This window comes from Micromonospora sp. HM5-17 (assembly GCF_003762835.1).
In the GTDB taxonomy this organism is placed as follows: Bacteria; Actinomycetota; Actinomycetes; order Mycobacteriales; family Micromonosporaceae; genus Plantactinospora.
Genome location: NZ_RJWA01000003.1, coordinates 796,735 through 809,498 on the forward strand (window position 1 = coordinate 796,735; position 12,764 = coordinate 809,498).

The 12,764-nt window shown below is 73.3% G+C and carries 13 protein-coding genes and 1 tRNA gene; 9 read left to right on the plus strand and 5 right to left on the minus strand.

Going from position 1 to position 12,764, the window contains the following annotated elements; translation table 11 throughout:
• Positions 1 to 64 precede the first annotated feature (64 nt).
• The gene (locus EF879_RS12990) at positions 65 to 856 is read left to right on the plus strand and encodes a helix-turn-helix domain-containing protein (protein ID WP_158624164.1); all 792 of its coding nucleotides are present in this window, start codon (positions 65 to 67) and stop codon (positions 854 to 856) included.
• Positions 857 to 927: 71 nt separating this feature from the next.
• Here EF879_RS12990 and EF879_RS12995 read toward each other — a convergent pair whose 3' ends face one another.
• The 3 genes from EF879_RS12995 to EF879_RS13005 form a co-directional block, all read right to left on the minus strand.
• Positions 928 to 1,413: a GNAT family N-acetyltransferase gene (locus EF879_RS12995; RefSeq protein WP_123558132.1), complete on the minus strand. Its 486-nt coding sequence runs from the start codon at positions 1,411 to 1,413 to the stop codon at positions 928 to 930.
• 43 nt (positions 1,414 to 1,456) lie between these two features.
• Positions 1,457 to 2,167 (minus strand): carbon-nitrogen hydrolase family protein, encoded by a 711-nt coding sequence (locus EF879_RS13000; protein WP_123558135.1) that lies wholly within the window; start codon positions 2,165 to 2,167, stop codon positions 1,457 to 1,459.
• A 78-nt stretch (positions 2,168 to 2,245) separates the two neighbouring features.
• On the minus strand, positions 2,246 to 2,761 hold the full coding sequence (locus EF879_RS13005) for a hypothetical protein (protein ID WP_123558137.1): 516 nt from the start codon (positions 2,759 to 2,761) through the stop codon (positions 2,246 to 2,248).
• Between the two features lie 263 nt (positions 2,762 to 3,024).
• Here EF879_RS13005 and EF879_RS13010 point away from each other — a divergent pair, with 263 nt between their 5' ends.
• Positions 3,025 to 3,540, plus strand: coding sequence for a MarR family winged helix-turn-helix transcriptional regulator (locus EF879_RS13010; RefSeq protein ID WP_158624165.1), 516 nt, complete (start codon positions 3,025 to 3,027; stop codon positions 3,538 to 3,540).
• 33 nt (positions 3,541 to 3,573) lie between these two features.
• Here EF879_RS13010 and EF879_RS13015 read toward each other — a convergent pair whose 3' ends face one another.
• Positions 3,574 to 4,836 carry an NAD(P)/FAD-dependent oxidoreductase gene (locus tag EF879_RS13015; RefSeq protein ID WP_123558141.1) on the minus strand — a complete coding sequence of 421 codons (1,263 nt, stop codon included), beginning with the start codon at positions 4,834 to 4,836 and terminating at the stop codon, positions 3,574 to 3,576.
• 204 nt (positions 4,837 to 5,040) lie between these two features.
• On the opposite strand from EF879_RS13015, the gene EF879_RS13020 reads away from it, so the two are divergent.
• Together EF879_RS13020 and EF879_RS13025 are read left to right on the plus strand one after the other, a co-directional pair.
• Positions 5,041 to 5,526 (plus strand): MarR family winged helix-turn-helix transcriptional regulator, encoded by a 486-nt coding sequence (locus tag EF879_RS13020; protein WP_199736346.1) that lies wholly within the window; start codon positions 5,041 to 5,043, stop codon positions 5,524 to 5,526.
• A gap of 187 nt (positions 5,527 to 5,713) precedes the next feature.
• A complete protein-coding gene (locus tag EF879_RS13025) occupies positions 5,714 to 6,328 on the plus strand; it encodes an NAD(P)-dependent oxidoreductase (RefSeq protein WP_123558143.1) in 615 nt (204 codons plus the stop codon).
• A 46-nt stretch (positions 6,329 to 6,374) separates the two neighbouring features.
• Here the strand turns inward: EF879_RS13025 and EF879_RS13030 are convergent.
• Positions 6,375 to 6,450, minus strand: a tRNA-Arg gene (locus tag EF879_RS13030).
• A gap of 98 nt (positions 6,451 to 6,548) precedes the next feature.
• Here EF879_RS13030 and EF879_RS13035 point away from each other — a divergent pair.
• From EF879_RS13035 to EF879_RS13060, 5 genes are all read left to right on the plus strand, one after another.
• Entirely contained in the window at positions 6,549 to 7,340 is a 792-nt protein-coding gene (locus EF879_RS13035) for a hypothetical protein (protein ID WP_148086425.1), read from the plus strand.
• 223 nt (positions 7,341 to 7,563) lie between these two features.
• Positions 7,564 to 8,421 carry a single-stranded DNA-binding protein gene (ssb, locus tag EF879_RS13040; RefSeq protein ID WP_123558146.1) on the plus strand — a complete coding sequence of 286 codons (858 nt, stop codon included), beginning with the start codon at positions 7,564 to 7,566 and terminating at the stop codon, positions 8,419 to 8,421.
• Between the two features lie 961 nt (positions 8,422 to 9,382).
• Positions 9,383 to 10,432: a cobalamin biosynthesis protein gene (locus EF879_RS13050; protein ID WP_123558478.1), complete on the plus strand. Its 1,050-nt coding sequence runs from the start codon at positions 9,383 to 9,385 to the stop codon at positions 10,430 to 10,432.
• Positions 10,429 to 12,018 (plus strand): cobyric acid synthase, encoded by a 1,590-nt coding sequence (locus tag EF879_RS13055; protein ID WP_123558150.1) that lies wholly within the window; start codon positions 10,429 to 10,431, stop codon positions 12,016 to 12,018. Before EF879_RS13050 ends, EF879_RS13055 begins: the two co-directional genes overlap by 4 nt.
• Positions 12,019 to 12,028: 10 nt before the next feature.
• On the plus strand, positions 12,029 to 12,760 hold the full coding sequence (locus EF879_RS13060) for a uridine kinase (RefSeq protein ID WP_148086426.1): 732 nt from the start codon (positions 12,029 to 12,031) through the stop codon (positions 12,758 to 12,760).
• The last annotated feature ends 4 nt before the right edge of the window (positions 12,761 to 12,764 follow it).

A 12,764-nucleotide genomic window follows, 5' to 3' on the forward strand; every position in this document is an offset into this window, starting at 1 on the left:
CGGGAGCGTATGCCGGCCTCCCGGCCCTGTCTTGGAGATTCGCGTCAGGCGTACCCTCGGCCAGGTGGAGCGGGATCTCGACGACCGCCGGGGGGTGCTCCGGACCGCCCCGGACGGGGTGCAGTCGCTGCGGCGACGGGCGCCCGCCCCCGCCCTGGGCCCGTACGTCGCCTGGTACTGGTGCGTCCGCTGGGACCTGCGGGGCCGTCCCGCCCACCGGCAGGTCACGCTCCCACACGCCTCCGCGCACCTGACCGTCGAGGAGGGCCGGGCCTGGCTGTACGGGCCGCCCCGGCGACGGTTCGAGCGGGTTCTCGCCGGAGCGGGACGGGTCGTCGGGGTCCGCTTCACCCCCGGTGGGCTCACCGCGTTCCTGGGCCGAACGGTGGGGGAGGAGCGGATACCGGCCTCGGCGCTGCCGGGCCTGGACGGCGTGATGCTGGCCGCCGCCCTCACCGGGGCGGTCGACCTCGACGTCGCGGCCGAGGTCCTCGATGCGACCCTGACCGCGATCATGCCCGCCGAGCTGGACCCCGCGGTCGTGACCGTCGACCGGGCGGTACGGCTGGTCGAGTCGGACCCCTCGATCATGCGGGTCACCGAGCTTGCCGACCGGATCGGCCTGCGCCCCCGGGCCCTGCAACGCCTCTTCGCCACGTATGTCGGGGTCAGCCCCGGCTGGGTGATCCGGCGCCGCCGGCTCCAGGAGGTGGCGCTGCGGGCCACCGAGGGCGGCCCGGTCGACTGGAGCCGCCTCGCCGCCGACCTCGGCTACTACGACCAGGCGCACCTGGTACGGGACTTCACCGCGACGGTCGGCGTGTCGCCGGCCCGCTACGCCGCCCGGCCGGGATGACCCACCACCCGATCGGCCCTCCCGCTGCGGCTCCGGCACGTGTCGGCGGCCCGCCGGCACCGTCGGTCCGGTCAGAACTCGTGGTACATGACGTGCAGGCCCACCCGGCCCAATGTGGGGTGGGCGAAGGCGCCCGGCACCGTGCCAACCACCTCGAAGCCGAGCTTCCGGTACACCGCGACCGCCGCGTGGTTGGACTCCGCGACGGCGTTGAACTGCATCCCGGCGTAGCCGCGGTCCCGGGCCCAGTCGAGCGCGAACCGGCACAGTGCCGTGCCGACGCCCCGACCACGGGCGTCGGCGGCGACCATGAAGCTGGCGGTCGCGACGTGCGACCCGGGTCCGGGCCGGTTCGTCCCCATCTTCGCGGTGCCGAGAACCCGGTCCTCCTCGACGGCGACGACCGTCAACCCGGGCGGCGTCTCCACCCAGATGTCGTACGCCTGCTCGGCGGTCATGGCCGGGTCGTAGGTGAAGGTGTCGGCCGCCCGTACGACCTCACGGATGATTGGCCACACCTGGGGCCAGTCGTCCTCGGTGAACTCGCGAATCTGCACGGAGCGGACGCTAGTGAGCGGGTTCGGCGGGGACAAACGAAAATCATCCGGCGCCGAGGGTGGCGCGGACGACCACCCCCGGCTCCGGTCCTGCCTCCGCGATCACCCGACCGTCCCGGTCCCAGATCCGCGAGCGGCCGGCGGCGCGGGCGTACCCGCCGCCGGTCGAGCCGGCGAAGCTGGCGATCGCGACCCAGACCCGGTGGTCGGCGGTGATCCGGCGGGCCCGCTCCTCCTGGACGCAGATCTCCTCCGCGTGGTCGAGGGCGCCGACCAGGTACGCGTCGATGCCGAGCGCGGCGGTCTCGGCCGCGTGCCGGGGCACACCGGCGTCCTTGCAGACGGCGAGCCCGAGCCGCCAGCCGGCCACCTCCAGGACGGCCGGCTCGGTGCCCGGGGTGAAGTACCGGGGCTCGGCACCGCCCAGCCACATCTTGCGGTAGGCCACCCGTACCCCGTCGCCGTCGACCGCGAGTACCCCGAGGTGACGCCGGTTCCGGTCGCCGGAGACCGGCGCGCCCACCAGGGCCAGGGCCCCCGTGTCGGCACAGGCGGCGACCACCGGGCCGAGCCGTTCGTCCTGGTCCGGCACGGTCGGGGCGTCCAGTTCGTACCCGGTCAGCGACAGCTCGGGGAACACCACCACCCGCGCCCCGGCGGCGCGGATGAGGGCGGCGTGCCGGCGTGCGTTGGCTCCTACGTCGTACGGCACGCACGCCGGCTGGGCGACCGCGACGGTCAGGGGCGCGCGCATGGCGGCAGGCTAGCGCCCCGCGAGGGTCGGCCCGTCCGCACACCATCCGTCGCCGCGGGACTCCGTGGGCGGCGGGATTCAGTGGGTGGCCGCGAGCAGTTGCCGGCCGATGCCGCACATCCACACCACCGCGAGCGGAATGATGACGGCGTTGCGGAACCCGAAGACCACGAGGTCGTAGCGGGTTCCACGGGTGGCGTCGACGAGCATGCCGAGCCCGGAGGCAACCAGGTTGAGCAGGGCGAAGACCAGGACGAACACCACTGTCCGGATCACCAGCTCCGGCCAGTGGGCGACCACGCCGTCGAGGAGCCGGCGACCGACACCGCCGTCGCGCAGCCACGGCTCCTCGCGGACGAGCAGGCCGATGACCACCGCGACCAGCGCGAGCCGGAAGACGAGTGTGACGGTCTCGCCGAGCATCGCGAGCGCGGTCGGCCGGGAGCTGGCCCACAGCACCACCGTGGTGCGCTCGGCGAGCGGGACCACGGTGAGCGCCGCCACGACGAGGGCGTGCCGTGCGACGAAGGCGGCCGTCCAGAGCGGGACGTCGAGGGCCGCACGCGTGGAGCTGGTCAGAAACGATGTCACCACGACTTCCAGGGGATGAGGGGGATCAGTTTCGGTAGTAGTTTAGCTAAAAATTTTAGGTAAAGTCACCTCCTCGGGCAGCGGGCGCGTCCGCGACGGCGCTCTTCCGGCGGCCGGACGGCGTCCGTTCCACGTGCCGGCGGGCGACTCCTGGGCCTCCTTTCGGCCAGGCAGCCGCCGCGGGACCGCCCGGCGGTCATCGCCGCCGGCCGCCAGCTCGGATGACCGAGAATTCGGGGAGGACCACGGAACGGAGGGACGGAGCGGTGACGGACAGCAGGACCCGCCGGGCGAAGGGCGGTCGGACAGACCGATCCTCCTCGCTCCGGCAGGAGGTCGGCCGCCAGCTGGGCAGCCGGTTCAGCAGCGCCGTTGTGCTCTTCCACTCGGCCGTCGCCGAACGGCTGGGCCTCAACGTCACCGACTTCAAGTGCGCCGAGATCCTGATGCGCATCGGGCCGACCCACCCCAGCCGGCTGGCCGAGATCACCGGCATGTCGTCGGCGGCCACCGCGCAGGTGGTCGGCAGGCTGGAGCGCGCCGGCCTGGTCAGGCGGGAACCCGACACCGCCGACCGGCGCCGCATCGTCATCCGTCCGGTCGAGGACAACGGGGTCCAGCGCGAACTCGTCCGTACGTTCGCCGGCTTCGCCCAGCGCGTCGGGGAGGTCATCGACCGCTACGACGACCGGGAGCTCGAAGCCATCGGCGACTTCGTCGCACGCGTGACGGAGGTCCTCGAGAACGAGGCGGTACGCCTCCGGCACAGCGCCCGCCCCTGACCGTCAGCGGAGGTGGCCCGTCCATCGCGATCCTCAGGCGAAGATTCGGTTCTTCACCGACGGGAGCGCGTTGATCAGCCGGAGGCCGGTCTTGGACGCGAAGAAGGCGAGCGGGTTCTCGGTCACCGACTGTTCCAGGGCCCGCACCGACGCCTTCACCGCGGCAAAGCCGTACCGGCGCATCTCGTGCTCGTAGTCGCCGATCGCGGTGGTCAGGTCGACCCGGTTCCGGTCCGCCTCGACCAGCTTCGTCCGGAGCAGGCTCGCGTCCCGCAGGGCCGTGTTGGCGCCGATGCCCCGGGACGGGGGCATGCTGTGGATCGCGTCGCCGAGCAGGGTGACGGGACCGGCGGGCCAGGGCTCGACGGGTACCGCGGTGTGGATGCGGAGGAACTGGACGGTCTGCGGGTCGGTGCGGTGGACGAGCTGCGTTATCCGGGGATTCCACGTCCGGGTGACCGACAGGGCGAGCCGGTGCAGCGCCGGGCCGTCGAGCTCGTCCAACGGGGACCTGGCCGGGAGGGCGTGCGGACGGGCACCGAGCGCCCAGACCAGGTAGTCCTCGCCGTTCGGCGGCAGCATGTGCGCCGGCGTCTCGGCACCGGAGCCGTCCTGTTCGTGCGTCGCGAGGAACATGTTGACTCCGCCGGGGGCGAGGATCATCGCCGGTCCGGTGGCGAGGTGGTCGGGGAGGAGGGCGCGGACGTCCGGGTCGAGGGCGACCCGCCCGGCGACCGTCACCACGCCGGTGTCGATGCGGTTGGCGTGTGGCAGGAGCTGCGCCCGTACCCGTGACCGGGTGCCCTCGGCGCCGACCAGCACGCTACCGGTCGCGTGGGAACCGTCCGCGAAGAACGCCGTGACGCCGTCGTTTGTGCGCTCGTACCGGACGAACTCCTTGCCGAACCGCACCACGTCGTCGAGTCCGTCCAGGAGCACCTGGCGCAGGGTGAAGCGGTTGACCGACAGGTGGGTCGCGATCGGGTCCGGTGTGGAGCCGGGCGGGGTGACGTCGACCGCCAGCAGTTCGCGGAGCCCCTCGGTCAGGAAGGCGAACGAACGCGGTGGGCGGCCACACGCCCCCCGGAGCAGGGCGTACCGCTCGGGAGGCAGGCACGAGTGCAGGGCGCGGCTGCCGTCCGGGTCGAGGTGGATCCGGTAGCCCTCCCGGAACGCGTCCGGCGACGCCGCCCGCTCGAAGACGGTCACCTCGACGCCAGCCCTGCGGAGTCCTTGGGCGAGGCACAGACCGCCGATTCCGCCACCGGCGATGAGTACGTGGAGTCGTCGTGACATGGAACCTCCTGGATGTTGATCGAGAATTTAGCTAAAAAATTTAGCTAATTATCTACCGTACACCCATGAGGTTGTCCAGGTGCCCGGGGGAGGCGCGGCCACGGGCGACCGGCGGGGTCGGCTCGCCGTACCCGGGCGAACCACGGCGCATACTGGTCCCGACCGGGAGGCGGGTGACGGCCCGGCGGAAGGGAACCTGGCGACGTGGCGGTACGACGAGATCTGGGCGATCCCGAGGCGGGCGCGGTGGACCTGGGCGAACTGCTCGGTCGGGACTTCAGCGCCGCCGTGGTGATGTTCCACGAGGCGGTGGCGGCCCGACTGGGGCTGACCGCCGGTGAGAACAAGGCCCTGGACGTGCTGGCCCGGCGCGGGCCGATCAGCTCGGGGCAGCTGGCCCGGGAACTCGGCCTCACCCCGGGGGCGGTGACGGGGCTGGTGGACCGCCTCGCCCGGGCGGGGTACGCGGAACGGGTGCCGGACGCCGCGGATCGGCGCAAGACACTGGTCCGGGTCGACGCAGATCGGCTCGCCGCCGAGGTGGCACCGGTGTTCGCGTCGCTCCGGGAGGCCGTCGAACGGTTGACGGACGGGTACTCGCCCGCGCAGCGGGCCACCGTCCAGCACTTCGTCACGAACGTGGCGGCGATCCTTCGCGAGCAGACCGCCCGCCTGGCCCGGCAGACCTGAGGGCGCCTTGTCGGAAGATGCTTTAGTCACCTAAAATTTTTAGCATGCTAAAGCATTGGACGTGTCTCACGGCCGCCGTCGGCACCGACGCCGGGCCCGTCAGTACCTCCTCGAACACGTGTTGCCGCGCCGGGTCCCGGAGCCTCGCGTCCCGGCCCGCCGCCCTCGCGCCGGGACGGAGGCGGCGATGAACATCACCGTCTTTGGCGCCAGTGGGCGTACCGGCCGGCTCGTGGTGGCCGAAGGGCTGCGTCGGGGTCACCAGGTCACCGCGTTCACCCGTCAACCGCGCAACCTGCCGCCGTCGCCCGCTCCGACCAGGGTCGTGACGGGCGACGGCCGCGACCCGGACGCGGTACGCGCGGCTGTCAACGGTGCGGACGGAGTGATCGCCATCATTGCCGCCCCCAACCGCAAGGGTCCGCACCACGCGGCGGCGGTGGCACGCGTGGTCACCGAGATCATGGCCGTGAGCGGTGTGCGACGGCTCGCCTTCACCAGTGCGTATCCACTCGTCGCCGATCGTCCCCGACTGCCGATGGCCCTGCTGCGGCGGCTGCTGGCCGATGCCTACGCCGACGCCGCCCAGATGGAACAGATCGTCCGCAGCAGTGACCTGGACTGGACGATCGTCCGGCTCAACCGGCTGCTCGACGGGCCCGCCCGCGGCAAGGTCGAGATCAGCCAGGGTCTCCTGCCCCGGCCACGCGCGTTGACCCGCGCGGACGTCGCCGCGACCCTTCTCGATACCATCGAGAGCAATCGGTACGCGCGCACCGCCATCAACGTCTCGGGCGGCTAGGGGCCCCGAGCACACGGAAGGGCAGGGCACCTCGACACCACGAATCTGGCGCGCCCGGCAGGATTCGAACCTGCGACCAACTGCTTAGAAGGCAGCTGCTCTATCCGCTGAGCTACGGGCGCGTGGCGAGGGTGCGGCGCCACAGCAGGCTACCGCTGGTCGGGACCATCGGTCGGCCGAGGGCGTGACGTTCTGGCCTGCACATACTAGGTTTCCAGGGGTGCGGTTGACGAGCACAATGTTTCTGCCGCTGCTGGTGTCGGTCGACGACACCCGCTACGGTGCGGAACACCTGCTCGAAGGCTTCACCCCGGACCTGGCCGTCGCCTACTCCTTCGGACCGCCGTACGGCAGCCGGTTCGTCACCTGGGACGATCTCGACCGCCTTCACCTTGGCCGGCGCACGCTGCGGCGGGTGGCGCTCGACAACCTGCACCGGCTCCTGCCGAAGCTTCGCATCGACGGCCAGCCGCCGGCCCCGATGCTCTCCTTCGGCGGCCTCGAGTCGAGCGTGCTGCTCGTCGACGAGGTCTGGGTGGACCTCTCCCGGTCCGTGCCCGGGGAACTGGTGGTCGGGGTGCCGGCTCGGGACGTCGTGATCTTCACCGGAACGGGGTCGCGGCCGGGCCTGGCGAAGGTACGCCGGGCGGTGGACCGGATCTTCTTCGCTGGCGGCCAGCATCTGCTGAGCCAGGAGTTACTGGTGTGGCAGGACGGCTGGTCGGCGTACCAGCCGGGGGAGCGGCTCGACGCCCTGGCCGACCCGGGCCCTGCCGGGCGGACCCCGCCCGGCGACCGAGCGTGGGGACGCCGGACGGTGGGCGCGGCGGCAGAGCCGGGCCGGGAGCCGTACCGATGGTCTTCGGGAGGAGAGCCCCACCCGCCGACTCCGGCACGGTACCGGCTGCCACGGCAGCGCACCGGCGATCCGGGGCCGGCGGGGTGGCCCGAGCCTCCGCCACCCCGCCGGCCGGCCCGCTGGCGGGACCGGCCCGGTGATGCCGCCGGCTGACCCGTCGCGGACGGGTCGGAGGATCCCGGGCCCGGCGTTCCGGCTCCGGCCCGGAACGCCTTCCGCCGCCCCATACCAGATGGCTCCTTGATCAGGTCCTTTTCCACAGGGCACCGAGTTGTCCACAGTGCCGCCAGCAGCGATGGCGGTGGCGCCGCCCCGACGCCAGGCTGTCGGTCGAGTCGGCTCAGGACGGCAATCACCGGGACCCTGTGGAGGGACGATGTTCGATACAAACGTCACCATCGTCGGCAACGTGTTGACCGCACCGGAGTGGCGACGTACCACCCAGACCGGGACGCTGGTGGCGAACTTCAAGGTGGCCTCGACCGCCCGCCGCCTCGACCGGGAGAGCGGGCGTTGGGTCGACGGGAACAGCCTGCGGGTGCGGGTGAATTGCTGGCGTCGGCTCGCCGAGGGGGTCGCCTCCTCGGTCATGGTCGGAGATCCGATCATCGTCGTCGGTCGGATGTACACCCGCGACTGGACCGACGAGGCGGGCAACCACCGCACGATGTACGAGCTGGAGGCGGTGGCGGTCGGCCACGACCTGTCGCGGGGGCGGGGGCGGTTCGTCCGGAACCGCCCGACGGCGTCGACGTCGGCGCTGGAGGATGCCGAGGCCGAGTCCCGGGTGAACGGTGAGGCGACCGAGCCGGTGTCGATCGACGAGGTACCCGTCCGTCCCGACCATCACCCGTTCGACGAGGACGACGACCTCGGCGGAGACGTCCGGTATGGCGGCGACCGGGGACTGCCGGTCCCGCCGGACCCGGGCCTCGGCACCTCCGACCCGGAGCTCGCCGCGTCGCTGCGGCACGACCTCGACGCCGGCGACAAGGACGAGGACGAGGACGGCGGTTACCTCGGTGTCGACCTGCCGGCGGGGCAGGCGTCGGGCACCGGCGAGTCCCGCGGTGACGTCCGGCCCCAGCGGGACGAAACGGACGCGGCTGGCCCGGAGGACAGCGTGGGCGGTGACGGTCAGGACGCGGACGAGATCGGTGACGAGATCGAGCGCGTCGACGGACGGAGCGCTGACGGCCGTGGCCGGCGGAAGCGGGTAGCGGTTCCGGCCTGAGACTCGGGCGATCGTCCGGTCGAGCTGATCGGCCGAGATGCCGTGGCGGTTCGCCTCCCTGCCGCCTCCGGCCGATCACGGTGGGGAGGCGGGGAACCCGGCCCCCCGCCTCCCCACGTCGCCGCTGGTCTCCCGCGGGCTCGGCGGCGCCGACGGAGGTGCGCGGGCGAGGGACGGGTGTGCCCGCGGCAGGCCCGGCGGCTGCGGCGGGCAGTGCCGCGGCAACCATGGCCAGCGGACCGGGCTGTGGCTTCTCGGCCGTCTCTTCCGCGCCCTCGTTCGCCGCCGGCTGGCCTCGGCGCTGCCGTACCAGCCCAACCGCGGTGGGGGTGGTCGCTCGCCGCCGTGGACCGAGCACGCGCATCATCGGCTTTTCGACGAACCGGAACAGGAGCGCTGCGGCGAGCAGACTGAGCAGGAGGAAACCGATCACGACGACAGGCCCCCGCCATCCGGTGAACCCGCCGGGATGATCGGCGAAGCGCAGCACCGTCTTGATCAGGAAGACGTGTAACAGATAGAACGCGAAGGAGACCTCGCCGAGCCAGATCATCGGTCGGGACCGTAGCGGTGAGCGTCGGCCCTCGATGTCGGCCTTCGCCGCACTGGTGATGACCAGGATGTAGCCGACGGGGAGCATCGTGGCCCAGAGCTCGGCGCTGCTGGTTACGTGGCCGGGTGGTCCGCCTCCCGTGGGACGCCGCCAACCGCCGAGGGTCCCGGACTGACCGCAGCGAGGGCCGGCTGACCCGCTGCGGCTAGGCTTCTGGCCCGGGAGGTGGCCACATGCGCACCACGTTCGGTGGCGGTGCCCGGTGATCCGCTGGGCCACGGTGCACCGGTGATCCGGCCGTTTGCGGACGGTCGGCGAGGTAGGGGCCGGTCGACGGCCCGCCACGGCGGCCCGTCAGCCCGCCATAGCGGGATCCGGGTTCCTCGGCGCAAGGCGCGACTGGCGTGGCTGGGCGACAGCGGCGCCAACGCGGCCGGGCTGGTGTTGGGCTACGCCCTCGACACGCTGATCGGTGACCCGCGCCGAGGCCATCCGGTCGCCGGATTCGGCACCCTGGCGACCGCGCTGGAGCGCCGGCTCTACCGGCCCCGTCGATCGACCGGTGCCGGATACACGGCGATAGCGGTGGGAGTCCCCGTGCTGCTCGGCGGTGCCGCCGCGATCGCGACCCGCCACCGGCCCCTGGCCCGAATGGCGCTGGTCGCCGCCGGCACCTGGGCGGTGCTCGGCGGGCGGACCCTGCGGCGGGAGGCGGCGGTGATGAGCCGCGCGTTGGGGACCGGCGACCTACCAGCGGCACGCCGGCGGCTCAACCACCTCTGCGGCCGGGACCCCGCCGGGCTGGACGAGACCGAACTCGCCCGCGCCACCGTCGAGTCGGTCGCCGAGAACACCTCCGACGCGGTGGTCGCGCCGTTGCTCTGGGGAGCACTGGCCGGCCTGCCGGGGCTGCTCGGCTACCGCGCCGCGAACACCCTGGACGCGATGGTGGGGCACCGCTCGCCCCGGTACGCCCGCTTCGGCACCGCCGCCGCCCGCCTGGACGACCTGCTCAACCTGCTGCCATCCCGACTGACCGGGCTGCTCACCGTCGCCGCCGCGCCGCTGGTCCGGGGCGACCGGGCCCATGCCTGGCGGATCTGGCGGCGGGACCGGCGGGACCATCCCAGCCCCAACGCCGGTCAGTGCGAGGCGGCGATGGCCGGTGCGCTCGGCATCCGGCTGGGCGGACGCAACGTCTACTTCGGACGCACAGAGGTGCGCCCGTTCCTCGGTGACGGCCCACGACCCGACGCCCGGCACATCGACCGCGCGGCACGGCTCTCGACCGCGGTCGGGTGTGCGGCGCTCGGCATCGCGGCGACGTACGCGGCGACCGGCCGGCCCCGGCGTGCCGCCGCCCGCTGGCTCGTCGACCGAATCAGGGCGCGTCGAGGGCGGTGGCGGCCACCGGTGCCGAAGGCGGGAGACGGTAGCCAGCTGACGGGGGCCAGGTGAGCGGCGGACTGCTGGTGGCGGGGACCACCTCCGACGCCGGCAAGAGCGTGGTGACCGCCGGCATCTGCCGCTGGCTACGCCGGCAGGGCGTCGCGGTGGCGCCCTTCAAGGCACAGAACATGTCCAACAACTCGGCCGTGGTGATCGGCCCGGATGGTCGGGGCGGCGAGATCGGGCGGGCCCAGGCGATGCAGGCCGCCGCCTGCGGGGTCGCGCCCGACCTCCGGTTCAACCCGGTTCTGCTCAAGCCGGGTAGCGACCGGTCGAGCCAGGTCGTCCTCCTCGGCGAGGCGGTCGGCACGGTCACCGCCGGGAACTTCCGTACCCTTCGGCCCCGGCTCGCCGAGGCCGCCTTCGCGGCCCTGGCCGAGCTGCGTGCCGAGTACGACGTGGTGATCTGCGAGGGCGCCGGTAGCCCCGCCGAGATCAACCTGCGGGACGGCGACTACGTCAACCTGGGGCTCGCCCGGCACGCGCGGCTGCCGGCGATCGTGGTCGGCGACATCGACCGGGGCGGCGTCTTCGCCTCGATGTTCGGGACGCTGGCGTTGCTGGACGCCGCCGACCAGGCGCTCGTCGCCGGGTTCGTCATCAACAAGTTCCGGGGCGACCTCGACCTGCTCCGTCCCGGCCTGGACATGCTGACCCGGCTCACCGGACGGCCGACGTACGGCGTGCTGCCGTGGCACGTCGACCTGTGGCTGGACGCCGAGGACTCGCTCGCCTACGGTCGGGTGCTCGGCCGGCCGGATCCGCCGAAGGGCGACGAATGGCTCGACGTGGCGGTGGTGCGGCTGCCCCGGATCTCCAACGCCACCGACGTCGAGGCGCTCGCCACCGAGCCGGGGGTCCGGGTCCGGCTGACCGTCGAGCCGGCCGAGATCGCCGCCGCCGACCTCGTCGTCCTGCCGGGGAGCAAGTCGACGGTCGCCGACCTCGAATGGCTGCGGCGTACCGGACTCGCCGACGCCGTGCTCCGGCACGCCGCCGCCGGACGGCCGCTGCTCGGCATCTGCGGCGGATTCCAGATGCTCGCCCGCACCATCCACGACGAGGTCGAGAGCGGACGCGGCCGGGTCCCAGGTCTCGGACTACTCCCCATCGACGTCGCCTTCGACCCGGTCAAGACCGTGACCCGGTCGGTCGGCACGGCGTTCGGCGCGGCGCCGGTGCACGGCTACGAGATCCACCACGGGTACGTCCTCCGCGCCGATCCGGCGCTACCTCCGCTCATCTTCCGAACCGACGGCCGGGGGGAGGGCGCGTTGGCCGGCAACGTCTTCGGCACCCACTGGCACGGCACCTTCGCCTCGGACGAGTTCCGCCGGCGGTTCCTCGCCGAGACGGCCCGGCTGGCCGGCCGGCGGGGGTTCCGGGTGGCCGACGACACCTCCTTCGCCGCCGTCCGGGACCGAGCCCTGGACCTGCTCGGCGACCTCGTGGAGGAGCACCTCGACACCGACGCCCTGTGGCGGCTCATCGCGCAGGGAGCCCCGGACGGGTTGCCGTTCGTACCGCCGGGGGCGCCGGTGTCACCGGCGCGGGAGGTGTCGCCGCCGACCGGGGTGACCGGTGCGGGCCGGTAGCCTCGGCCCGGTGCCGGAGGGGGTCGAGACGTACGCCGAGCTGGCCGGGAGGATTCTGCGCCGGCCGGCCCGGCTGGGCCGTACCCGGCTGGTCGCCGTCGATGGGCCGAGCGGGGCCGGAAAGACCTCCTTCGCCGCGCGGCTCGCGGCCGCGCTCAGGGTGGCGACCGGGACGGCGCCGGACGACGCGGACCTGACGGCCGGGTCTGCGGGGACGATCGGGCGGGGCCCGGCCGGTCCTGCGGACCCGGCCGGGCCCGCAGGGAGAGCCGGGCGAGACGAGGCCGACCCGGTGCCGGTGGTGCACACCGACGACCTGCTCGACGGGTGGGCGGATCAGTTCACCTTCTGGCCGCGTCTGGAGGAGTGGGTGCTGGCGCCCCTCCGGGCGGGACGACCGGGCCGCTACCGGCGGTACGACTGGCACGCCGGCCGCTTCGCCGACCCCTGGATCGTGGTCCCGCCGGCACCCGTGGTGATCCTGGAGGGCGTCTCCAGCGCCCGGGCCGTCGTCGCGGCCGAGTTGACCCTCGCCGTCTACGTGACCGCCCCGGTCCGGCTACGCCGCGATCGGGCCCTGGCCCGGGACGGCGCCGACCTGCTGCCGCAGCTCAGGCGCTGGTGGCAGGGTGAGCGGCGGCACTTCGCCGCCGACCGGACCGTGGCCCGGGCCGACGTCGTGGTGGACGGGGCGGCCGCCCCGAGCCACGATCCCGCTGGTCGGTTCCGCCGGCTCCGCTGACGCC